The organism is Kitasatospora sp. NPDC003701 (assembly GCF_053587085.1).
Genome location: NZ_JBSFNM010000021.1, coordinates 118,318 through 141,817 on the forward strand (window position 1 = coordinate 118,318; position 23,500 = coordinate 141,817).

The 23,500-nt window shown below is 73.3% G+C and carries 13 protein-coding genes and 1 rRNA gene; 3 read left to right on the forward strand and 11 right to left on the reverse strand.

Annotation, left to right across the window (positions count from 1 at the left end; all coding sequences use genetic code 11):
- Positions 1-122 precede the first annotated feature (122 nt).
- Entirely contained in the window at positions 123-4,901 is a 4,779-nt protein-coding gene (locus ACWDRR_RS21375) for an ATP-dependent helicase (protein WP_449773749.1), read from the forward strand.
- A gap of 154 nt (positions 4,902-5,055) precedes the next feature.
- On the opposite strand, the gene ACWDRR_RS21380 is transcribed toward ACWDRR_RS21375, so the two are convergent.
- The 9 genes from ACWDRR_RS21380 to ACWDRR_RS21420 form a co-directional block, all read right to left on the reverse strand.
- Positions 5,056-5,328 (reverse strand): hypothetical protein, encoded by a 273-nt coding sequence (locus tag ACWDRR_RS21380; RefSeq protein WP_449773750.1) that lies wholly within the window; start codon positions 5,326-5,328, stop codon positions 5,056-5,058.
- Positions 5,329-5,382: 54 nt separating this feature from the next.
- Complete coding sequence (locus tag ACWDRR_RS21385; protein ID WP_387883902.1) at positions 5,383-5,751, reverse strand: helix-turn-helix domain-containing protein; 369 nt, start codon at positions 5,749-5,751, stop codon at positions 5,383-5,385.
- A gap of 396 nt (positions 5,752-6,147) precedes the next feature.
- The gene (locus ACWDRR_RS21390) at positions 6,148-6,624 is read right to left on the reverse strand and encodes a CinA family protein (RefSeq protein ID WP_449773763.1); all 477 of its coding nucleotides are present in this window, start codon (positions 6,622-6,624) and stop codon (positions 6,148-6,150) included.
- A 38-nt stretch (positions 6,625-6,662) separates the two neighbouring features.
- A complete protein-coding gene (gene pgsA / locus ACWDRR_RS21395) occupies positions 6,663-7,301 on the reverse strand; it encodes a CDP-diacylglycerol--glycerol-3-phosphate 3-phosphatidyltransferase (protein ID WP_449773751.1) in 639 nt (212 codons plus the stop codon).
- Entirely contained in the window at positions 7,298-8,770 is a 1,473-nt protein-coding gene (rimO, locus tag ACWDRR_RS21400) for a 30S ribosomal protein S12 methylthiotransferase RimO (protein ID WP_449773752.1), read from the reverse strand. The genes pgsA and rimO overlap by 4 nt, the downstream gene beginning before the upstream one ends.
- Positions 8,771-8,866: 96 nt before the next feature.
- Positions 8,867-9,730: a helix-turn-helix domain-containing protein gene (locus ACWDRR_RS21405; protein WP_449773753.1), complete on the reverse strand. Its 864-nt coding sequence runs from the start codon at positions 9,728-9,730 to the stop codon at positions 8,867-8,869.
- Positions 9,731-10,006: 276 nt separating this feature from the next.
- On the reverse strand, positions 10,007-12,715 hold the full coding sequence (locus ACWDRR_RS21410) for a DNA translocase FtsK (protein ID WP_449773754.1): 2,709 nt from the start codon (positions 12,713-12,715) through the stop codon (positions 10,007-10,009).
- A gap of 122 nt (positions 12,716-12,837) precedes the next feature.
- Positions 12,838-13,473 carry a response regulator gene (locus ACWDRR_RS21415; RefSeq protein ID WP_402394032.1) on the reverse strand — a complete coding sequence of 212 codons (636 nt, stop codon included), beginning with the start codon at positions 13,471-13,473 and terminating at the stop codon, positions 12,838-12,840.
- Positions 13,474-13,811: 338 nt separating this feature from the next.
- On the reverse strand, positions 13,812-18,314 hold the full coding sequence (locus tag ACWDRR_RS21420; RefSeq protein ID WP_449773764.1) for a HAMP domain-containing protein: 4,503 nt from the start codon (positions 18,312-18,314) through the stop codon (positions 13,812-13,814).
- A gap of 573 nt (positions 18,315-18,887) precedes the next feature.
- Between ACWDRR_RS21420 and ACWDRR_RS21425 the strand changes: the two genes are divergently transcribed.
- Positions 18,888-21,449: a SpoIIE family protein phosphatase gene (locus tag ACWDRR_RS21425; protein WP_449773755.1), complete on the forward strand. Its 2,562-nt coding sequence runs from the start codon at positions 18,888-18,890 to the stop codon at positions 21,447-21,449.
- A gap of 354 nt (positions 21,450-21,803) precedes the next feature.
- A complete protein-coding gene (locus ACWDRR_RS21430) occupies positions 21,804-22,367 on the forward strand; it encodes an acetate uptake transporter (protein WP_449773756.1) in 564 nt (187 codons plus the stop codon).
- 98 nt (positions 22,368-22,465) lie between these two features.
- Here ACWDRR_RS21430 and ACWDRR_RS21435 read toward each other — a convergent pair whose 3' ends face one another.
- Together ACWDRR_RS21435 and rrf are read right to left on the reverse strand one after the other, a co-directional pair.
- Entirely contained in the window at positions 22,466-23,335 is an 870-nt protein-coding gene (locus ACWDRR_RS21435; RefSeq protein ID WP_449773757.1) for a phosphatase PAP2 family protein, read from the reverse strand.
- Positions 23,336-23,412: 77 nt separating this feature from the next.
- A 5S ribosomal RNA gene (gene rrf / locus ACWDRR_RS21440) occupies positions 23,413-23,500 on the reverse strand; the annotation flags it as partial.

Sequence of the window (23,500 nt, forward strand, 5' to 3'; positions counted from 1 at the left end):
AGTGACCCGCCCGACGTTCCCCCCTCCCGTTCCGCCGCCCGCCCGGCGTGGCGACGGACCGGCCGACCGGGGCCGGCGCCGCCCGTCCGTCCCTTGTCAGTGCCACCCGGCACCATGGGGGCATGGCGCCGCAGACCCAGCCCCAGCCGCCCGCCGACCCGCTGGCCGGATTCGCCCCGGCCACCCGGGCCTGGTTCACGGGCGCCTTCCGCGCGCCCACCACCGCCCAGGCCGAGGCCTGGCACGCCATCGCCCGGGGGACGGACGTCCTGGTGGTCGCCCCCACCGGCTCCGGCAAGACGCTCGCCGCCTTCCTCTCCGCGCTGGACCACCTCAGCAGCACGCCGCCCCCCGCCGAGCCGAAGCGCCGCTGCCGGGTCCTCTACATCTCGCCGCTCAAGGCCCTCGCCGTCGACGTCGAGCGGAACCTGCGCGCCCCGCTGGCCGGCCTGCGCCAGGCCGCCGTCCGGCTCGGCCTGCCCGAGCCCGAGGTCCAGGTCGGCATCCGCTCCGGCGACACCCCCGCCGCCGACCGGCGCCGCTTCACCACCCACCCGCCGGACATCCTGATCACCACCCCCGAGTCGCTCTTCCTGCTGCTCACCTCCGCCGCCCGGGAGGCGCTGCGCGGCATCGACACGGTGATCCTCGACGAGGTGCACGCCGTGGCCGGCACCAAGCGCGGCGCCCACCTCGCGCTCTCCCTGGAGCGGCTGGACGAGCTGCTGGAGCGCCCGGCCCGCCGGATCGGCCTCTCCGCCACCGTCCGGCCGGTCGAGGAGGTGGCCCGCTACCTCAGCCCGCAGCGCGGCGCCGCCGTCGTCCAGCCCGCCACGGACAAGGAGTTCGACCTCTCGGTGGTCGTCCCCGTGCCCGACCTGGACGATCTGCCGCCCGCCCCCTCCGGCGGCGGCGACAGCGAGCGCCAGGCCGGCGGCGCCTCGATCTGGCCGCACGTCGAGGAGCGGATCGTCGACCTCGTCCAGGCCCACCGCTCGACCATCGTCTTCGCCAACTCCCGCCGGCTCGCCGAGCGGCTCTGCAACCGGCTCAACGAGATCGCCTACGAGCGAGCCGCCGGCGAGCCGCTGCCCGAGGCGCACTCGCCCGCCCAGCTGATGGCCGAGTCCGGTGTCGCCAAGGGCGCTCCGCCGGTCATCGCCCGGGCCCACCACGGCTCGGTCTCCAAGGAGCAGCGCGCGCTGGTCGAGGAGGAGCTGAAGGCCGGCCGGCTGCCCGCCGTGGTCGCCACCTCCAGCCTGGAGCTCGGCATCGACATGGGCGCCGTCGAGCTGGTCGTCCAGGTCGAGTCACCGCCCTCGGTCGCCTCCGGCCTCCAGCGGGTCGGCCGGGCCGGCCACCAGGTCGGCGCCGTCTCCACCGGCGTCTTCTTCCCCAAGTACCGGGGGGACTTGGTCCAGTCCGCCGTCGTCACCGAGCGGATGCGGGCCGGCCGGATCGAGGCGCTGCGCATCCCGCGCAACCCGCTGGACGTGCTCGCCCAGCAGCTCGTCGCCATGACGGCGCTGGACACCTGGCCGGTGGACGACCTGCTCGCCCTGGTCCGCCGGGCCGCGCCGTTCGCCACCCTGCCGCAGTCCGCCTTCGACGCCGTGCTCGACATGCTGGCCGGCCGCTACCCCTCGGACGCCTTCGCCGAGCTCCGCCCCCGTCTGGTCTGGGACCGCGTGGCCGGCACCGTCACCGGCCGCCCCGGCGCCCAGCGGCTCGCCGTCACCTCCGGCGGCACGATCCCCGACCGCGGCCTGTTCGGCGTCTTCATCGCGGGCTCCGAGGCGGCCGACTCCAAGGCCGGCCGGAAGGGTGGCGGCGGGCGACGGGTGGGAGAGCTCGACGAGGAGATGGTCTACGAGTCCCGCGTCGGCGACGTCTTCACCCTCGGCACCACCTCGTGGCGGATCGAGGAGATCACCCACGACAAGGTGCTGGTCACCCCCGCCCCGGGGGTGCCCGGCCGACTCCCGTTCTGGAAGGGCGACACCCTCGGCCGCCCGCTCGAACTCGGCCGCGCGCTCGGCGCGTTCACCCGCGAGCTCGGCGCCCTGGAGCCCGCGGCCGCCACCGCGCGGCTCCGGCAGGCCGGTCTGGACGACTGGGCCGCCGGGAACCTGCTCGGCTACCTCGCCGAGCAGCGTGCCGCCTGCGGCCACCTCCCGGACGACCGCACCATCGTGGTCGAGCGCTTCCGCGACGAGCTCGGCGACTGGCGGATCGTCATCCACTCCCCCTTCGGTGCCCAGGTGCACGCCCCCTGGGCCCTCGCGATCGGCGCCCGGCTGCGGGAGAAGCACGGCCTGGACCCACAGGTCATGCACGCCGACGACGGCATCGTGCTCCGCCTCCCCGACGCCGACCTGCTCGACTTCCCGGTGGAGCAGGCGGTGCCGGACGACGCCCCGGTCGGCGCGGACGCCGCCCTGTTCGACTCCGGCGAGATCGAGCAGCTCGTCACCGACCAGGTCGGCGGCTCGGCCCTGTTCGCCTCCCGCTTCCGGGAGTGCGCCGGCCGCGCCCTGCTGCTCCCCCGGCGCAGCCCCGGCCGGCGCACCCCGCTCTGGCAGCAGCGCCAGCGCTCCGCGCAGCTCCTGGAGGTCGCCGCCGAGTACGGCTCCTTCCCGATCGTCCTGGAAGCCGTCCGGGAGTGCCTCCAGGACGTCTTCGACGTCCCCGGGCTGGTCGAGCTGATGCGGGACCTCGAATCCCGCGCCGTCCGCCTGGTCGAGGTCACCACACCCGAGCCCTCCCCGTTCGCCCGCTCACTGCTCTTCGGCTACGTCGCCCAGTTCCTCTACGAGGGCGACTCCCCGCTCGCCGAGCGCCGGGCCGCCGCCCTCTCGCTCGACTCCCGGCTGCTCTCCGAGCTCCTCGGCCAGGCCGAGCTGCGCGAACTGCTCGACCCGCAGGTCCTCGCCGAGCTGGAGGCGGAGCTCCAGCGCCTCACCCCGGAGCGCCGGATCAAGGACGCCGAGGGGGTCGCCGACGCCCTGCGGCTGCTCGGCCCGCTCACCGAGGCCGAGCTGACCGCCCGCGGCGCCGAACCGCTCTGGGCCCTGGAGCTCGAAGCCGCCCGCCGGGTGATCGCGGTCCGGATCGCCGGCGAGCAGCGCTGGGCCGCCGTCGAGGACGCCGGGCGGCTGCGCGACGCCCTGGGCACCCCCCTGCCGGTCGGCGTCCCCGAGGCCTTCACCGAGCCGGTCAAGGACCCTCTGGGCGATCTCCTCGCCCGGTACGCCCGCACCCACGGCCCGTTCACCGCCGTCGAGGCCGCCGCCCGCTTCGGCCTCGGCAGCGCGGTGGTCGCCGGCACCCTCCAGCGGCTCACCGCCGCCGGCCGCCTGGTCCAGGGCGAGTTCCGCCCGCCCGACGCCCGCCACCCCGCGTCGCAGGAGCCCGGCACCGCCTCCCCCGACGGCCACCTCGCCACCGTCGAGTGGTGCGACGCCGAGGTGCTGCGCCGGCTGCGCCGCCGCTCGCTGGCCGCCCTGCGCCAGGAGGTCGAGGCCGTCCCGCCGCGCGCCCTGGCCGCCTTCCTCCCGCAGTGGCAGCACCTGGCCGGCCACCGGCTGCGCGGCCCCGACGGCCTGCTCCGCGTGGTCGAGCAGCTCCAGGGCACCGCCCTGCCCGCCTCCGCCCTGGAGAAGCTGGTCCTCCCGGCCCGGCTCGCGGACTACTCCCCCGGCCTGCTGGACGAGCTGATGGCGGCCGGCGAGATCGGCTGGTCCGGCGCCGGCGCGCTGCCCGGCAAGGACGGCTGGATCAGCCTGCACCTCGCCGAGAACGCCCACCTGCTGCGCCCCGAGCCCGTCCCGCCCGCCGTCACGCCGGTGCACACCGCGTTGATGGAGGCACTGGCCGGCGGCTACGGGCTCTTCTTCCGCCAGCTCGTCGCGCAGCTCCCCGACACCCCCGAGGCCGAGCTCGTCGAGGCCCTCTGGGACTTGGTCTGGGCCGGGTACGCCAGCAACGACACCCTCGCCCCGCTGCGGGCCCTGCTCGGCTCCGGCCGGACGGCCGGAGCCACCGCCCACCGGGCCCCCCGGGCCACCCCGCGCGGGCGCTACGGCGGGGCGGGCCGCGCCTTCGGCCGGGCCGGCGGCGCCCTGCGCAGCGGGCCGCCGACGGTGGCCGGGCGCTGGTCGCTGCTGCCCGCCTTCGACGCCGACCCGACGGTCCGGGCCACCACGCAGGCCCAGAGCCTGCTGGACCGGCACGGCCTGCTCACCCGGGGCGCGGTGGCGGCCGAGCGGGTCCCGGGCGGCTTCGCCGGGGTGTACCGGGTGCTCGCCGCGATGGAGGAGCGCGGCCGGGCCCGCCGGGGGTACTTCGTGGAGGGTCTGGGTGGCGCGCAGTTCGCCATGGACGGCGCCGCCGACCGGCTGAGGTCGGTGAGCGGGCGGCTGGAGCGGGCCCGGGCCGCCGAGTGGCCTGCCGGGCCGGCGGCCGAGCCGCCGCAGGTGCTGGTGCTGGCCGCCGCCGACCCGGCGAACGCCTACGGCGCGGCACTGCCCTGGCCCGATCCGCCGACGGCCAAGGAGGCCAAGGAGGCCGGGGAAGGCGGCGGGCCCAAGGAGGGCAAGGAAGCCAGGGAGGCCCGGGCGCACCGGCCCGGGCGCAAGGCCGGCGCCCTGGTGGTCCTGGTCGACGGCGCGCTGAGCCTCTACATCGAGCGGGGCGGCAAGTCCCTGCTGGCCTGGCCGGAGGACGAGGCCGTCCTCGCCGCGGCGACGGCCGCACTGGCCTCGGCGGTCCGCGCGGGGGCGCTCGGCAGCGTCACCGTCGAGCGGGCCAACGGCGTGCCCGCCCTCGGCTCCGCACTCGGCGCCGCCCTGGAGGAGGCCGGCTTCCACGCCACCCCGCGGGGCCTGCGGCTGCGGCCCTGACGCCCCGGCCACAGCCCCGGCCGGCCCGGGAACCCACACCCCACCGACACCGGCCCCGCGGAGACCCGGCCCGATCGGTGCGGGCACGCGCCGGGCACGACGAAGGCCGCGAGGCGGGAACCCACCTCGCGGCCTTCGCACCGCATCACTCGTGTCACCCGATCGGAGGCTCCGCCTCCACCCGGGCCCTCGCCTCACCCGTTCGGCGTCGCACCGGCCCGGTGGACCACCGGTCGGCGTGGACCGGGATCATGCCGAGCCCCCACCCGCCGGCCGCGAGCAGCCCCAGCACGGCACCGTCCGCGGGCTGCCCCCGGAGCATCAGCCAGCCGGCGAGCCCGGCCGCCGGCACCGGCAGGAGCCGGCGCAAGGATCGGGCCGCCGGCTGTATTCGGGCTTCGGTGAACGCCGTTGCTGCCTTCCGCACGACCGGCCTCCTTCGCTCGCCCCGGGCACCAGGCGCCCGGGCGTCGAGGCCGGGTCAGGCGGCGACCACGTCCATCGCGGCGGCCTTGGGCGAGAGGTTCGCCCGGTCGGTGCCGGGGGCGGGCAGCGGTACCGGTTCGAGCACCGGCCTCAGCAGTTCACCTTCGGAGAGGCTGGACATCGCCGCAAGTTCGGCGAGCGAGAGTTCGTCACTGACCTCGCGCATGACCTCGGACATTCGAACGTCGAGTGCGTCGCAGATCGCGGAGAGCAGCTCCGAGGAGGCCTCCTTCTGTCCCCGCTCGACCTCGGAGAGGTAACCGAGCGAAACCCTGGCTGCTGCCGACACCTCGCGAAGTGTGCGGCCCTGGCGCTGGCGCTGCCGACGCAGTACATCGCCCAGTAGGCGACGGAGCAGGATCATCGGTGCCTCCCTCCTCGGACTGCGGATCGAGATGTCACGCCCCCACCGTACCGCCTTGCCCGCTTCGCGTGCGGGGACCATGGTCGTGTTCACTCTGGGCTGCAAGGCTGTCCCCTCCCCTGTTTCGGTGTCGCACCCGGGCCTGCGGGCACCTCGTCGTACCCTCCGTGCGGCACCGGGCCACCGCCACGCCACTCGTTCGCCACCTGGTTTCTGCCCAACCAGGACCTTCGATGTAACACGATCCTCCAGCCGGCTCATCCCCGTACGCCAGTTCGGCAGATCTCGGTTCGGTGGAGATCTGCCCGGACGTGCCCGGTCGGACGCCTGAACGGAGCCGGGACGACGCCGTCGACGCTGAGCGATGTGCGGCGAGCACGGTGGGTGAGCGGCAGGTCAGTGCGTGGACGCACCGGACGGAAGCCGCCCGACGAGCAGCTCCAGAGCGGCGGTCACCGCTCCGTGACGGATTGTGGCACGCTCCCCCGACAAGCGCGGCGAACTGACCAGAGTTCCCCCCGGACCGGCCACCGCGAGGTGTACCGTGCCCACCGGCTGTCCGTCCTGGGGCTCCGGCCCGGCCACCCCGGTGGTCGCGAGCCCGTACGTGGCCCCCAGCAGCCGCCGCACGCCCTCGGCCATCTGCCGGGCCACCAGCGGGTGGACCGGCCCGTGCACGGCCAGCAGGCCCTCGTCGACGCCGAGCACCGAGGCCTTCAGCCCGGTGGCGTACGCGGTGACCGACCCGCGGAAGGTCGCGGACGCCCCCGGGACGTCGACCAGCGCGGCCGCCAGCAGCCCGCCGGTGAGCGACTCGGCGACCGCCACCGTGCTGCCCTCCCCGCGCAGCGCGGCGTGCGCCTTCAGCGCCAGCTCGTAGTCCACCCCGGCTCCCACCCCGTTCGCCCCCTTCACCGGCCCGCGCGCTCCTCGGCGAGCCCCTCACGGCGCAGGCGCAGCGCCTGCCCGACGTAGTCCAGCGCGGTCCCGACGGTCAGCAGCACCGCCAGCGCCATCAGCACGGCCCGCGCGGTGGCCAGCCAGCCGGTCAGCTCCAGCACGTACATGCCGACCGCGATGCCCTGGGTGAGGGTCTTCAGCTTGCCGCCCCGGCTGGCCGGGATGACCCCGTACCGGATCACCCAGAACCGCATCAGGGTGATGCCCAGCTCGCGGGCCAGGATGACGACCGTGACCCACCAGGGGAGGTCGCCCAGCACCGAGAGGCCGATCAGCGCCGAGCCCATGATCGCCTTGTCGGCGATCGGGTCGGCGATCTTCCCGAAGTCGGTGACCAGGCCCTTGCGGCGGGCGATCTCGCCGTCGAACAGGTCGGTGATCATCGCGACGGCGAACGAGGCCCAGGCCACCGCGCGCCACTTGGGGTCGTGGCCGCCGCCGGCGAAGAGCAGCGCCACGAAGACCGGCACCAGCAGCAGCCGGAGCATCGTGAGCATGTTCGCGATGTTCCAGATCCCGGGTGCCGGCGGCACCGCGGCCGCCGGTGTGCCCGGGTGAGCCGCGGCCGGGGCGCCGGGCCCCTTGGTCATTCCCCGGCTCCCGGGGCCTGGCGGACCCGGACCTGCTCCAGCGCCTCGGCGACCAGGTCGACGCCCTCGCTGGCGACCACGCGGGCCCGGTAGAACCGGCCGACCTCCGGGTCCTCCACGCCGGTGAGCGTGGTGAGGCCGTCCGTCTCGGGGGCCTGGTGGGCGGCGCGGCCCTCGACCAGGTCACCGTCGACCGACTCGATCAGCACCTCGACCTCGGTGCCGATCCGCTGCTCGGCCCGCTGGGCGGTCATCTCCTCGGCGAGCCTGGAGAGCCGGTTCAGCCGGTCCGCCACCACGTCCTCGGGCAGCTTGCCCTCGTAGGTCGCGGCCTCGGTGCCGTCCTCGTCGGAGTAGCCGAAGACGCCGATCGCGTCCAGGCCGGCGTTGGTGACGAACCGCTCCAGCTCGGCGAAGTCCTCCTCGGTCTCGCCCGGGAAGCCGACGATGAAGTTGGAGCGGGCGCCGGCCTGCGGGGCCTTGTCGCGGATGGTCCCGAGCAGCTGCAGGAACTGGTCGGTGGAGCCGAACCGCCGCATCCGGCGCAGCACCGCGGGCGCCGAGTGCTGGAAGGAGAGGTCGAAGTAGGGCACCACGTCGGCGGTGCCGGTCATCGCGTCGATCAGCCCCGGCCGCATCTCGGCCGGCTGCAGGTAGGAGACCCGCACCCGCTCGACGCCCTCGATCGCGGAGATCTCACCGAGCAGCGTCTCCAGCAGCCGGATGTCGCCGAGGTCCTTGCCGTACGAGGTGTTGTTCTCGCTGACCAGCACCACCTCGCGGACGCCCTGCCCGGCCAGCCACTGGGCCTCCTGCAGCACGTCGGAGGGGCGGCGCGAGATGAACGAGCCGCGGAAGGCCGGGATGGCGCAGAAGGAGCACCGGCGGTCGCAGCCCGAGGCGAGCTTCACCGAGGCGACCGGGTTGTCGTCCAGCCGCTTGCGCAGGGTGCGCGGCCCGGAGGCCGGGGCGACGCCCTCGGGCAGGTCCTCGGGGGCTCCGTGGCCCGGGAGGGCGACCTCGGCGGCGGCGGCCTGGCGCTCGACCGGGCTCAGCGGCAGCAGCTTGCGGCGGTCGCGCGGGAGGTGCGGGGCGTGGTGGCCGCCGGAGAGGATGGTCTGCAGGCGGTCGGAGATGTCGGAGTAGTCGTCGAAGCCGAGCACGCCGTCCGCCTCGGGCAGCGCGTCGGCCAGCTCCTTGCCGTACCGCTCGGCCATGCAGCCGACCGCGACGACGGCCTGGGTGCGGCCGTGCCCCTTGAGGTCGTTGGCCTCCAGCAGGGCGTCGACGGAGTCCTTCTTGGCGGCCTCGACGAAGCCACAGGTGTTGACGACGGCGACGTCGGCTTCGGCGGCGTCGTCGACCAGCAACCAGCCATCGGCCTCCAGTCGCCCGGCGAGTTCCTCGGAGTCCACCTCGTTGCGGGCGCATCCGAGCGTGACAAGGGCGACAGTACGGCGTTCAGGCATAGGGCCAAGATTAACGCGCGGCCTCCGGTGCCGTTCGCCCCGGAGGCCGCGCGCCTCGGATTACCAGATCTTCGCCGGGCCGCACGACCCCTGCGATCAGCCCGCCTGCGGGTCGCCGGGGGTGTACGTGACGTGCACCACCTGGCCGTTCTTCCCCGCCGGACCGAGATCCTTGCCGTTGACGTACACGTGCACGGCACCCGCGTTGCCGATCACCAACTTGATCTGCTTGGGGTCGGTGAAGGTCTGGTCCTGGCCTTCCTCGATGTTGTTCTGGAACAGCGACTTCCCGCTGCCGTCCAGCGCCGAGACCCAGCTGGTGTCCTTCTCGGCGACCAGCTTCACGGTGACCTTGTCGGCCGGCGCGGCCGCGATCGCCGCGGCGCTGGGCGCCGGGGCGGGCGGCTGGACGCTGGGCGAGGCGGCGGGGGCGACCGAGCCGGTGCCGGAGCCGCTGGGCAGCGGCGCACTGGCGGAGCCGGTGGTCGAGCCGCCCGGCTTGCCGCTCACCAGGTTGAAGCCGATCAGGGCGACCACCGCGAAGATCGCGGCCACCATCGCGGCCGTCCAGTTCGGCCGGCCGCGGCCGGGCACCTTGATCGGCCCGCTGTCGATCAGCTGGGTGGGCCGCTTGCCCGCGGGGGCGCCGCCGTGCGCGGCGTCGTACCGCGCCACCAGCGCCTCGCCGTCCACGCCGACCGCCCGGGCGATGGCGCGGATGTGGCCACGGGCGTAGAAATCGCCGCCGCAGCGGTCGAAGTCGTCCTCCTCGATGGCATGCACGATCGGCACCCGGACCCGGGTGGCGGTACTCACCTGATCGACCGTGAGTCCGGCGTCGATCCGGGCGACGGACAGCACCCGGCCGATGCTCGGGGCATCGGCCGCGTGCTCCGCAGCGCCGGACAGCTCGGCGGACGACGGGGCGTTCTCGCGGTCGGGGGACTTGCCGATGGTCACGGGGCACGCCTTTCGAGCGGATGGCCACCTGCTGGAGAACAGTCTAGGGGCGGGGGAGGATCGTTTCTCAAGCGGAACAGGACCGAATGCGCACGGCCGCCCGAATCGGGTTCCGATCGTCCACTGACCGGCCGTCAGGGCGGGGGCCGCCGTTCACGGAGGCCGTTCCTCCCGCCCTGTGACGCGGTACACGTCCGATCGGTTCCGCACACCGCGCCTACCCTCCTCCGAACGAGTGAACACCCCGCGGGGGCCTGCTTCGCCCGGTGCGGCCGGTCAGCCGCGGATGCCGACGATGACCCCGTCCAGCTCGTCCGGTTTCACCAGGACGTCGCGGGCCTTGGAGCCCTCGCTCGGACCGACGATCCCGCGCGACTCCATCAGGTCCATCAGCCGGCCGGCCTTGGCGAAGCCGACCCGCAGCTTGCGCTGGAGCATCGAGGTGGAGCCGAACTGGGTGGAGACGACCAGCTCGGCGGCCTGGATCAGCAGGTCCAGATCGTCACCGATCTCCTCGTCGATCTCCTTCTTCGGCCCGCCGCCGACCGTGACGTCGTCGCGGTAGACCGCCGTCAGCTGATCCTTGCAGTGCTGGACGATGGCGGCGATCTCCGCCTCGGTGACGAAAGCGCCCTGCATCCGGATCGGCTTGCTGGCACCCATCGGGAGGAAGAGCGCGTCGCCCTTGCCGATCAGCTTCTCCGCGCCGGGCTGGTCGAGGATGACCCGGGAGTCGGCCATCGCCGAGGTGGCGAACGCCAGCCGGGACGGCACATTGGCCTTGATCAGTCCGGTGACCACGTCCACCGAGGGCCGCTGGGTGGCCAGCACCAGGTGGATGCCGGCCGCCCGGGCCAGCTGGGTGATCCGGACCACCGAGTCCTCGACGTCGCGCGGGGCGACCATCATCAGGTCGGCCAGCTCGTCGACGATCACCAGCAGGTACGGGTACGGGGTCAGCTCGCGCTCGCTGCCCAGCGGCGCGGTCACCTTGCCGGCCTTCACGGCCGCGTTGAAGTCGTCCACGTGCCGGAACCCGAACGCGGCGAGGTCGTCGTAGCGCAGGTCCATCTCGCGCACCACCCACTGGAGGGCCTCGGCGGCCTTCTTGGGGTTGGTGATGATCGGTGTGATCAGGTGCGGGATGCCCTCGTAGGCGGTCAGCTCGACCCGCTTGGGGTCGACCAGCACCATCCGCACCTCGTCCGGGGTGGCCCGGGCCAGCACGGAGGTGATCAGGCAGTTGATGCACGACGACTTGCCCGCGCCGGTCGCGCCGGCCACCAGGATGTGCGGCATCTTGGCGAGGTTGGCCATCACGGTGTGGCCCTCGACGTCCTTGCCCATGCCGACCACCATCGGGTGGGTGTCCTCGGCGGCCGTGCGCGAGCGCAGCAGGTCCCCGAGGTTGACCATCTCGCGGTCCCGGTTGGGGATCTCGATGCCGACCGCGGACTTCCCCGGGATCGGGCTGATGATCCGCACGTCCGGGCTGGCCACCGCGTACGCGATGTTCTTGCCGAGCGCGGTGATCCGCTCCACCTTGACGGCCGGGCCCAGCTCGACCTCGTACCGGGTGACCGTCGGCCCGCGGGTGAAGCCGGTGACCTTGGCGTCCACCTTGAACTCGGAGAAGGTGCCGGTGAGCTGGGCCACCACCTCGTCGTTGAGGGCGCTGCGGGCCTTCGCCGGGCCGCCGCGCTCCAGCAGGTCGAGCGGCGGGAGCGCGTAGGTGATGTCACCGGAGAGCTGGAGCTGCTCCATCCGCACCGGCGCCGGGCCGTGCTCCTCGGGGGCCGGCTGGCCGCCGCTGCGGGCGGGGGGCACGGCGGCCTCCTCCGGCGGGGCGGTGCGGTCCTGCACCTGGTGCATCATGTCCGCCACGGCCGAGGAGGCGGGCACCCCGTAGACCAGCGCGCCGTCCAGGTCGGCGGCGGCGCCGGCGGCGAGGTCCCGGGTGGCGTACGGATCCTCCGGCTCCTTGCCGAACGGGTCCTTCGTGAGCATGTCGGGGACGTTGGAGGCCAGCTCCGGGTCGTCCAGCTGCTTGCGCCGGCGACGGCGCCGGCGGGCGGCGATCTCGTCCTGCGGGGTCTCACCGTCGGTGTCCACGGTGAACGGCAGCGCCGAGGGGTCCGCGTCCTCCGGCGGCTCGGTGGAGAGCTCGCGCTCCGGCGCACGCCCCTCGGCGAACGCGTCCTGCGGGCCGGGTTCGACCACGCCGAGCCGCACTCCGGCGGCGCGCAGCCGCTCGGGGATCCGGTTGACCGGGGTGGCGGTGGTCACCAGCAGGCCGAAGAAGGCCAGCAGCAGGAGCAGCGGCACCGCGAGCGGCGGTCCGGCGGCGGCCATCATCGGGGTGGAGACCGCCCAGCCGACGATCCCGCCGGCCGCCCTTATCCGGGTCGCGCCGCTGCCCATCATGGGCGCGCCGCACCCGATGTGGACCAGCCCGAGCACGCCGACCACCAGCGCGCTCAGACCGATCATGATCCGCCCGTTGGCCTCCGGCAGCTCCGGGTGGCGCATCAGCCGGATCGCGACCGCCGCCAGCAGGAACGGCACCAGCACGTCCAGGCGGCCGAAGAGCCCGGAGACCACGTTGGTGGCCGCCTCGCCGAGCCAGCCCTGCGGGCTGAACCAGGTACCGGCGGCGGTGACCAGCGCGAGCGCGAACAGCAGCAGGCCGATGCCGTCCTTGCGGTGCGCCGGGTCCAGGTTCTTGGCGCCGTCGCCGAAGCCGCGGAAGACCGCGCCGACCCCGTGCGCCAGGCCGAGCCAGACGGCCCGGACGGCCCGGAAGAGTATCGGCCGCGGTGCCGGCGGGGCGGGCGGCGCGGGCTTGGCCGCCGCCTTCTTCGCCGGGGCGGCCTTCTTGGCGGCCGTCTTCTTCGCGGCCGGCTTGGCCGGAGCCTTCGCCGGGGCCTTCTTGGACGGTCCCGGACTCGAGTTGCGTGCCGCGCTTCCGGGCGTACGTGTGGCCATGGCTCAGCAGCCTACCGGGGCCGACCAGCTGTGCCCATGCGCCGAGCCGGGGTGCCCCGACGTGTCGCAGACACACCGTCACGCCGGTCCGGTTTCACCCGGACGGGCGACCCGGGCCGCTGCTACTCGACCCCTGGGCGCAGCGCGTCCAGCGCCCGCCGCAGACCCGCCAGCTTGCGCTCCAGGTGCACCGCGGTGGCCGCCACCCCGCCGTCCTCGGTGCCGTCCAGCTGCTTGACGAGCGCCTCGGCCTGCTCCTCCACCGACGCCAGCCGCGCCGACAGCTCGCCGAGCAGCGCACCGCCGATCGCCGGCTGCTCGCCGCCCGCCTCCAGTTGCAGCCGCAGCAGCGCGGCCTGCTCCTTGAGCTGGCAGTTCTTCATGTAGAGGTCGACGAAGACGGAGACCTTGGCGCGCAGCACCCACGGGTCGAAGGGCTTGGAGATGTAGTCCACCGCGCCCGCCGCGTAACCGCGGAAGGTGTGGTGCGGCCCGTGGTTGATCGCGGTCAGGAAGATGATCGGGATGTCCCGGGTGCGCTCGCGCCGCTTGATGTGGGCGGCCGTCTCGAAGCCGTCCATCCCGGGCATCTGGACGTCCAGCAGGATCACCGCGAAGTCGTCGGTGAGCAGCGCCTTGAGCGCCTCCTCGCCGGAGGCCGCGCGCACCAGCGTCTGGTCCAGCGCCGAGAGGATCGCCTCCAGCGCCAGCAGGTTCTCCGGCCGGTCGTCGACCAGGAGGATCTTCGCCTTCTGCATTACGACCCGCCCTCCTGTCGCCTGCCTGCCTGGGGAAGGCACTCGCACACTGCCCACCACTACCCCGGTCATGCTAGCCGCACCCCCTCGCCCGGCACATCGCCCCGTCGCAACCTGATCCGGGACAACGCGCACCCAGTGCCCCGGCGCACGCTCACCAGCGAGTTGCCATCCGGTCACTGTTCGCAACGATCGGTGACCCTACCGGGTTCCCGGCCCTCCCCGCCAGCAAACCGCGCCCCGAAAGGCGCGAACCCCGGAGCGGGCTCCGGGGTTCGCGCCCCCGCGGCCCGGTGGAGCACCGTGCCGGGAGCGCCCTGGCTCGTCGGGGAGGGGCGCTAGGACTTCCGCGCCGTCAGCCACTCGTGCATCACGGTCAGCAGGTGGTCGGTCTCCACCGGCTTGGTGATGTGGTCGGTGGCCCCGGCCTCCAGCGACTTCTCCCGGTCGCCCTTCATCGCCTTGGCCGTCAGCGCGATGATCGGCAGCCCGGCGAACTGCGGCATCCGGCGGATCGCCTCGGTCGTCGCGTACCCGTCCATCTCCGGCATCATGATGTCCATCAGGACCAGCGCGACGTTCTCGTGCTGCTCCAGCATCTCGATGCCCTCGCGGCCGTTCTCGGCGTACAGCACGGTCAGGCCGTGCTGCTCCAGGACGCTGGTGAGCGCGAAGACGTTGCGGACGTCGTCGTCCACGATCAGCACCTGCTCGCCGCCGAAGCGGGTGTCCACCCGGGACGGCTGGCGGGCCGCCTGGCCGCCGACCGGCAGCCTGCCCTCGGCCGGCGCCTCCAGGGCGGCGCGGCGGCGCTCGACGGCACCCCGGCGGCGCTCCTCGGCGAGTTCACGGACCTCCTGGGCCCAGTGGTCGGCCGGGTTCTCGCCGACCGGGACGGGCGTGCCGGCCGGGGTGACCCCGACCGCGGCCCGGATCGTCGGGACGTTCGGCGCGGACTGCGGCGCGACGTCCCCGCTCTCGGTGCGCAGCGGCAGGTAGAGGGTGAACGTGGAGCCCTTGCCCAGCTCGCTCTCGGCGTGGATCTCGCCTCCGAGCAGCCGGGCGATCTCCCGGCTGATCGAGAGCCCGAGACCGGTGCCGCCGTACTTGCGGCTGGTGGTGCCGTCGGCCTGCTTGAAGGCCTCGAAGATCTCCCGCAGCTTGTTCCCCGGGATGCCGATGCCCGTGTCGGAGACCGAGAAGGCGATCAGCGGGTCGTCCGGGCCCTGGATCGCGCCGGCCTCCAGCAGCCGCTCCCGGACGTGCTGCGGGACGTCGGGGCCGGCCGGGCTGATCGAGAAGTCCACCGCGCCGGAGTCCGTGAACTTGACCGCGTTGGAGATCAGGTTGCGCAGCACCTGCTGGAGCCGCTGCTCGTCGGTGTGCAGGGTGACCGGCAGCGCCGACGAGACCCGGACGGAGAAGTCCAGGTTCTTGTCCAGCGCGACCGGCTGGAAGGTGGCCTCGACGTAGTCGACCAGCTGGACCAGGGCGATCCGGGCCGGGCGGACGTCCATCTTGCCGGCCTCGACCTTGGAGAGGTCCAGGATGTCGTTGATCAGCTGGAGCAGGTCGGACCCGGCGCCGTGGATGGTGTCGGCGAACTCGACCTGCTTGGGCGAGAGGTTGCCCTCGTTGTTGTCGGAGAGCAGCTTGGCCAGGATCAGCAGCGAGTTGAGCGGGGTGCGCAGCTCGTGCGACATGTTGGCGAGGAACTCGCTCTTGTAGCGGGAGGCCAGGGCGAGCTGCTCGGCGCGCTCCTCCAGGACCTGCCGGGCCTCCTCGATCTCACTGTTCTTGATCTCGATGTCGCGGTTCTGCTGGGCGAGTTGCTCGGCCTTCTCCTGCAACTCCTCGTTGGTCCGCTCCAGTTCCTCCTGGCGCGCCTCCAACTCGGCCGATCGCATCGAGAGTTCCGCGGTGAGCCGCTGGGACTCCAGCAGCAGGCCCTCGGTCTTGGTGTTGACGCTGATGGTGTTGACCGTGACGCCGATCAGATCGGCGATCTGGTTGAGGAAGTCCAGTGCGACGGTGGTGAAGGAGCTGAAGGTGGCCAGCTCGATCACGCCGAGCAGCCGGCCCTCGAACAGCACCGGCAGCACCACGATGTGGGCCGGCGAGGCCTCCCCGAGCCCCGAAGCGATCTTCAGGTACCCGGGCGGGGCCTCCTTGAGGATGATCGAGCGCTTCTCCACCGCCGCCTGGCCGATCAGCGACTCACCGGGCCGGAAGGTGGTCGGCATCGCCCGCCGCTGGTAGCCGTAGCTGCCGATCAGCCGCAGCACGGTGTCGTTCTCGTCGTCGTCCTCGGTGATCAGCTCGGCGGTCCGCCCGGCCGGCTGGGCCAGGAAGAACGCGCCGTGCTGGGCCGAGACCACCGGGGTCAGCTCGGTCATGATCAGCGAGGCGACCGCCTCCAGGTCCCGGCGGCCCTGCAGCAGACCGGAGATCCGGGCCAGGTTGGTCTTCAGCCAGTCCTGCTCCTGGTTGGTCCGGGTGGTCTCGCGCAGGTTGGCGATCATCTGGTTGATGTTGTCCTTGAGCTCGTCGAGCTCGCCGGACGCGTCCACGTCGATCCGCAGCGAGAGGTCGCCCCTGGTCACCGCGGTGGCGACCTGCGCGATCGCGCGCACCTGCCGGGTCAGGTTGTTGGCCAGCTCGTTCACCGACTCGGTGAGGTCCTGCCAGGTGCCGTCCACCCCGGGCACCCGGGCCTGTCCGCCGAGCCGCCCGTCGGTGCCCACCTCGCGGGCCACCCGGGTCACCTCGTCGGCGAACGACCCCAGCTGGTCGACCATGATGTTGATGCTGGTCTTGAGCTCCAGGATCTCGCCGCGGGCGTCCACGTCGATCTTCTGCGAGAGGTCGCCGCGGGCCACCGCCGTGATCACCAGCGCGATGTTGCGCACCTGGCCGGTCAGGTTGTTCGCCATCAGGTTGACGTTGTCGGTCAGGTCCTTCCAGATGCCGGCCACGCCCGGCACCCCGGCCTGGCCGCCCAGGATGCCGTCGGTGCCCACCTCGCGGGCCACCCGGGTCACCTCCACCGCGAAGGCGGAGAGCTGGTCGACCATCGTGTTCAGGGTGCCGGCCAGCGCCGCCACCTCGCCCTGCGCCTCGATGGTGATCTTCTTGGAGAGGTCGCCGCTGGCCACCGCGGTGGCGACCTCGGCGATGTTGCGCACCTGACTGGTCAGGTTGGAGGCCATGAAGTTGACGTTGTCGGTCAGGTCCTTCCAGATGCCCGACACCCCGCGCACCCGGGCCTGACCGCCCAGGATCCCCTCGGTGCCCACCTCGCGCGCCACCCGGGTCACCTCGTCGGCGAACGCCGAGAGCTGGTCGACCATGGTGTTGACGGTGGTGACCAGCTCCAGGATCTCGCCGCGGGCGTCGACGGTGATCTTCTTGGAGACGTCCCCGCGCGCGACCGCCGTGGTCACCTCCGCGATGTTGCGGACCTGGCTGGTCAGGTTGTTGGCCATCAGGTTGACGCTGTTGGTCAGGTCCTTCCAGGTGCCGGAGACCCCCGGCACGCTCGCCTGGCCGCCGAGGATGCCCTCGGTGCCGACGTCCCGGGCGACTCTGGTCACCTCGTCCGCGAAGGCGCCCAGCTGGTCCACCATCGTGTTGATGGTGTTCTTCAGCTCCAGGATCTCGCCCCGCGCGTCCACCTGGATCTTCTGCGACAGGTCGCCCTTGGCCACCGCCGTCGTCACCTGCGCGATGTTGCGCACCTGATCGGTGAGGTTGTTCGCCATGAAGTTGACGTTGTCGGTGAGGTCCCGCCAGACCCCGGCCGCCCCCGGCACCTGCGCCTGACCGCCGAGGCGGCCCTCGGTACCGACCTGGCGGGCCACCCTGGTCACCTGCTCGGCGAAGCCGGAGAGCTGGTCGACCATCGTGTTGATGGTGTTCTTCAGCTCCAGGATCTCGCCCCGCGCGTCGACCTCGATCTTCTGCGAGAGGTCTCCGCGCGCCACCGCCGTCGTCACCTGCGCGATGTTGCGCACCTGGCCGGTGAGGTTGTCGGCCATGAAGTTCACCGAGTCGGTGAGGTCCCGCCACACCCCCGCGACGCCCGGGACCTGCGCCTGACCGCCGAGGCGGCCCTCCGTGCCCACGTCCCGGGCGACCCGGGTGACCTGCGCGGCGAACCCGTTGAGCTGGTCCACCATGGTGTTCACGGTGTTCTTCAGTTCCAGCATCTCGCCGGCCACCTCGACCGTGACCTTGCGCGACAGGTCGCCCTTGGCCACCGCCGTCGTCACCTGCGCGATGTTGCGCACCTGCGCGGTCAGCCGGCCGGCCATCGTGTTGACCGAGTCCGCGAGGTCCTTCCAACTGCCCGAGACGCTGCGCACCTTGGCCTGGCCGCCCAGCTTGCCCTCGGTACCGACCTCCCGTGCCACCCGGGTCACCTCGTCGGTGAACTCCGACAGCTGGTCCACCAGCCCGTTGACCGTCCGGCCGATCTTCAGGTACTCGCCGCGCAACGGGTGGCTCACCCCGTTGCTGTGCAGCGAGCGCAGCTCCATCTTCTGGTCCAGGTCGCCCTCGGCGATCGAGGCCAGCACCCGGCCCACCTCGGCCATCGGCCGGGCCAGGTCGTCGATCAGCGCGTTGCAGTTGTCGACGGCGGCCATCCAGGCGCCCTCGCCGGCACCGGTCTCCAGCCGCTCGTTCAGCCGGCCCTCGCGGCCCACCGCACGCCGGACCCTGGCCAGTTCGCCGGTCAGGTGCTGGTTCCGCTCGGCGACCTCGTTGAACACCGCGGCGATCTCGGCCAGCGGACCGTCGCCCGGCACGGTCAGCCGGCGCCGGAAGTTGCCGTCGCGCATCGCGGTCAGGGCGGCCAGCAGCTTGCGCAGCTCGGCCGGCTCCGCCCCCCGGCTGTGATTCGCTCGCCGGCCGGCCGCGCTCCGCGGCGCGGCCCCGGACCGCACACCACGCTGGGCGGGCGGCGTCGTACCGGTTGCGTCCTTGGTGGCCGAACTCAACGGGCCCCTCCCAGATCGTGAACTGTCCGGTGACCCTCCATGCCCCGTTTTCGGGGCGCGAAGCCGCACCGGCCCGGCGCAACAGCATCCCGGTGACCTCGGCGGTCCACCGGAACCCGCATCGACCGTACTGCTCCCACGGGCGTCACGGACCCCCCAGTCTGGCAGCACTGGCGCCGGGTATACGGCCGGTTGCGCTCGGTTGGTACCGCCCCGACCGAAACAGGTGGGCAGAATCACCCTCAGGTGCCTGTTTCGGCGCCCCGCCCCCACGGGGAACCAACCGGAAAGTAGGGTGGAGCGCTGCACCGGGCCACGACCCGACCCAGCGCCGCCGCTCACCCCGCCGGCGCGCACGGGGAAGTCGGCACCGCACCCGGACAGCCAGGGCCAGAGCAGAGGAGAAGTGGCAACGTGGTCACCGCGCGCGCAGCCGCCACCTTCGAACCGGTCGGCCGGTCGGCCTCGGCCGCCCGCTCCTTCGTCCGGGACGCACTGCTGGGCTGGGGCCTGCCCGAAATCGTCGACGACGCCGTGGTCCTGGTCAGCGAACTCGTCACCAACGCCGTCGTGCACGCCGGCACCGCCGCCGAGGTCTGCTGCCTGCGCGAGGAGGAGACCGTCCGGATCGAGGTCACCGACCACCACCCCGAGCGCGGACTGCCGTCCTTCGCCGACGTCCCCGTCACCGCCTCCGAGCGCTACGCCGACCCCGACGGCGAAGGCGGCCGCGGCCTGCTGATGTGCTCCGCCCTCGCCGAGCGCTGGGGCGTCGAGTACTCCGCCGGCCGCAAGACCGTCTGGTTCCGCCTCGCCCTGCCCGCCCACGTCACCGGCACCCGCTACGCCGTCCCCGCCACCCCCGGCAGCGAACTGCCCAGCAGCGCCGGCCCGGTCCACGTCGCCGTGGTCCAGCTCGACGACGACGGCCGCGTACTCGCCTGGAACCCGGACGCCGAGGCGCTCTTCCAGCACCCCGCCGACACCGTGCTCGGCCGCCCCTGGGCCGACCTGGCGGTCTGGCCGCAGGGCCCCGGCACCGGGCTCGGCCTGGCCGCGACGCTCCGGCTGGCCCGCTGGGAGGGCAGCTACGGCCTGCGCCACGCCGACGGCCGGACCGTCGAGGTCTACGGCCTGCAGGTCCGCATCCGCGACACCGAGGGCATCCCCTCCACGCTCTGCCTGCTCGTCCTCGAACCCGACCGCGCGGTGCTCCGCTCCCCCGCCCGGGCCCTGCCCGGCGACAAGCCCGACCCGACCGGCTCCCGGCTCGACCTGCTCGCCGGCCCCACCGCCGGCGACGACCTGGACACCCTGCTCCAGCGCACCGTCGAGCGCGCCCGCGACCTGCTCGACGGCGACGCCGCGTACCTGCTGCTCACCACCGACGACGAGACCGAGTTCGAGGTCCGCGCCGCCACCGGCCTCACCCCCGGCCACCGCCGCCACACCCGCTTCCCCGTCGGCACCGGCAACCGCTACGACTCCGCCCGCCTGCCGTCCGTCCACGAGGACCTCGCCACCCGGCCCACCGGCCTGCCGGTGCTCGGCGGCAGCGGCATGCGCTCGCTGCTCACCGTCCCGCTCAAGGTCGAGGGCCGGCTGATCGGCTCGCTGGGCATCGCCGCCGCCGCACCCGGCCGCTACGACAACGAGGACGCGCTGCGCCTGCAGTTCGCCGCCGACCGGGTCGCCCTGGCCATCGAGAGCACCCGGCTCACCGAGCTCGAACGGCTGCGCCGCGGCTCGCTCTCCTTCCTGGTCGAGGCCTCCGACCTGCTGGCCGGCACCCTGGAGCACGAGCAGACGCTCGCCCTGATGGCCCAGATGGCCGTCCCCACCCTCGCCTCCTGGTGCGCCGTCTACACCAACGGCGACCACGGCGCCCCGGCCTCGCTCGCCTTCGTGCTGCACGAGGACGAGGACCGCATCGACCCGCTGCGCGACCTGCTCGACAAGACCGCCGCCCCGGACTCGGGCCCGACCCACGGCGCCCGCTTCTGGGCCGCCCCGGCCGAGACCGCCCGGGCCAGCGGGCTGACCGAGAACCCCGAACTCTCCGGGCTGCTGGGCGAGACGGTGGTCCTGCCGCTGGCCGCCCGCAACCGGGTCATCGGCCTGCTCGCCCTCGGCGTCCCGGCCGGCGTGCGGTTCCGCCAGGAGATCCTGGAACTCGCCGAGGACCTCTCCCGCCGCGCCGCCCTCGCACTCGACAACTCCCGCCTCTACTCCGAGCGCACCGCCACCAGCCAGGCGCTGCAACGCAGCCTGCTCCCGCCGGACCTGCCCGAGATCCCGGGCGTCGAGGTGGACGTCTACTACCAGGCCGCCGGTGAGGGCAACGAGGTCGGCGGCGACTTCTACGACCTCTTCACCATCCGCGAGGGCACCTACGGCTTCGCCATCGGCGACGTCTGCGGCACCGGCCCCGAGGCCGCCTCCGTCACCGGCCTGGCCCGGCACTCGCTGCGCCTGCTCGCCCGCGAGGGCCTGGACGCCCCACAGGTCCTCAGCCGGCTCAACGCGGCCATCCTGGACGAGGGTTCGCGCAGCCGCTTCCTCACCCTGCTCTACGGCGAGCTCACGCCCCGGCCGGACGGCAGCACCGAACTGTCGATGGTCTGCGCCGGCCACCCGCTGCCGCTGCGGCTGCGCACCGACGGCCAGGTCGACCGGGCCGCCACCCCGCAGCCGCTGCTCGGCGTGATGGAGGAACTCGACCTGACCGCCGAGCACTTGGTCCTCTCCCCGGGCGAGGTCCTGCTCTGCGTCACCGACGGCGTGACCGAACGCCGGGAGGGGCGCCGGATGCTGGGCGACGACGGCCTGGCCGAGGTGCTGACCGGCTGTACCGGGCTGACCGCCGGCGCGGTCGCCCTGCGGGTGCAGCGGGCGGTCGAACGCTTCGCCCCGGAGCCGCCGTCCGACGACATGGCGATCCTCACGCTGCGCGTGCCCACCCAGCGCCCGGGCTGATCGGGCCCCCCTTCCGGCGGACCTCCCTCGGGCGGCCCGGGGCGGTGACCGCCGTTGCGCGACTCCGTCCGACCGGGTCCCACCGCTGCCCGACCGTGAGCGTTCCACAGCTGGCGGCGTCACAAATTGTGTGATTCACAAGGGTACAAGCTGGTTCGGCCGGGTACACCGATCTCACCGGGGAATCCCCCGGCGGGGACACGACCAGCAGTTCTTCCGCTGGCCCATCATTCTGACCGCAGCCGTCGCACGCTCCTGCCGTGCGCCCTCGGCGCGGTCGCGCGCATCCACCTCATCGAACATCCTCAGCGGTTCACAGCGCCCTGCGCGCGCCCAGAGTGAAAGGAGCCTCCGGTGAGCAACGACGCTACCGGGGCACAGAACGCCCGCTCCACCGGAGCCGACGCGGGGAACCTCGGTTACCTCGCCCTCGGCCTGACTCTCCTCGCCTACGGCCTCCTCTCCACTGGCATCTTCAGTGGCACCGGGGTCGGGGACTCCGCCCATCTCGCCCACCTCCTCGGCGGCCTCACCCTGTTCATCGCCGGCATCTGGCAGCTCCGCAACGGCGAGGGCTTCACCGGAACGGCCTTCACCAGCCTCGGCGCCTTCTGGGCCACCTGGTCGGCCGCCGGCGGGGCCGGCAAGAACGCGGCGGGCCTGTTCCTGCTCGTCTGGGCCCTGCTCGCGCTCACCCTCACCGCCGCCAGCTGGAACGCCGGCCTGTTCAGCCGCGCGGTGTACGGCCTGCTGACCGTCTCCCTGGTGCTCTCCGCCATCGCGACCTTCAGCACCACGGGGGGCCTCGCAAAGTTCGCCGGCTGGGTCGCCGCGGCCTCCGGGCTGGTCGCCTGGTACTGGGCCACCGCGGCGCTGACCAACAGCGCGTGGGGCCGGACCGCCCTGCCGGTCAAGTAACGCCCGACGCCGGAACGCCGGTGGGCCGGACCTCCCGAACCGGGGAGGTCCGGCCCACCGGCCGTCGTACGCTCGGGCGGCTCGCACCGCGCCCGCGCTCACCCGCCGGTGGGGACGTGCTCCTCCGCCCGGGCCTCGGCGGCCGCGGCATCCGGGCGCTCGGCCACCCGACGGGCACGGCGGCGGCCGTAGCCGGCCTGGACGGCGTACGCGAGGAGCAGGATCACCACAGCCACCAGACCGTCCGCCCAGAAGTGGTTGGCCGTGACCACCACGACCGCGACGGTCAGGACCGGGTGCACCACCATCAACCAGCGCAGCGGGCTCGACGACACCTTGATGACCGCAACCGCCGCCAGGACGCACCAGGCCACGTGCACCGAGGGCATCGCCGACAGCTGGGCGACCTTGACCATCCCGCCGACCGTGCCGCCGTACACCGACTGCCCGTACTCGGCCGCGACGTCGACGAACCCCTCCTGCGGCAGCATCCGGGGCGGCGCCACCGGGATGAACTGCACCGCCAGGCAGATCGCCGTCGTGATCACGACCGTGTTCCGCACCCACGCGTAGCGCGCGCGGTGGCGCACGAAGACCCAGAGCAGGACCGCGATCATCACCGTGAAGTGCATGGCGGCGTAGTAGTAGTTCGCCGCCTTCACCACTGCCGGGCAGGACGTCACGGCGGCCTGCCACGAAGCCTCGTCCGGCAGGCCGATCGCCAGCTCCGTCCGGTGGATCCAGCTCGCCCGGTCCAGCGCGTGCTCGGCGCTCATCAGGGAGAGGTGCCCGACCAGCTGCCAGAGCGCGAACAGCGCCAGCAGGGTGCCGGCCTCCCGCAGCAGCGCCGACAGCGGCGCCCGCCGCACCCGGGAGGCCGCGTACGCGCCCCCGTAGAGAGCGACCGCGGCGCCCCCGGCGGACTGCCAGGTAAGGGTCAGGTTCTGCAACGGTTCGCGCCTCTCCACCGAGCGGGGTGTGCTGGCAGAGACGTTAACGCAAAAAGACCCCCTCCCGAACGGGAGGGGGTCTTTTTGGAATGATTGTTCGGCGGCGTCCTACTCTCCCACAGGGTCCCCCCTGCAGTACCATCGGCGCTGTGAGGCTTAGCTTCCGGGTTCGGAATGTAACCG

Coding starts and splice junctions, on each gene's coding strand:
- pgsA (WP_449773751.1), bottom strand. CDS start 7,301: ATGACCAAGGGGCCCGGCGCCCCGGCCGCGGCTCACCCGGGCACACCG.
- rimO (WP_449773752.1), bottom strand. CDS start 8,770: ATGCCTGAACGCCGTACTGTCGCCCTTGTCACGCTCGGATGCGCCCGC.
- ACWDRR_RS21375 (WP_449773749.1), top strand. CDS start 123: ATGGCGCCGCAGACCCAGCCCCAGCCGCCCGCCGACCCGCTGGCCGGA.
- ACWDRR_RS21415 (WP_402394032.1), bottom strand. CDS start 13,473: ATGCAGAAGGCGAAGATCCTCCTGGTCGACGACCGGCCGGAGAACCTG.
- ACWDRR_RS21420 (WP_449773764.1), bottom strand. CDS start 18,314: ATGCGCGACGGCAACTTCCGGCGCCGGCTGACCGTGCCGGGCGACGGT.
- ACWDRR_RS21385 (WP_387883902.1), bottom strand. CDS start 5,751: ATGATCCTGCTCCGTCGCCTACTGGGCGATGTACTGCGTCGGCAGCGC.
- ACWDRR_RS21410 (WP_449773754.1), bottom strand. CDS start 12,715: ATGGCCACACGTACGCCCGGAAGCGCGGCACGCAACTCGAGTCCGGGA.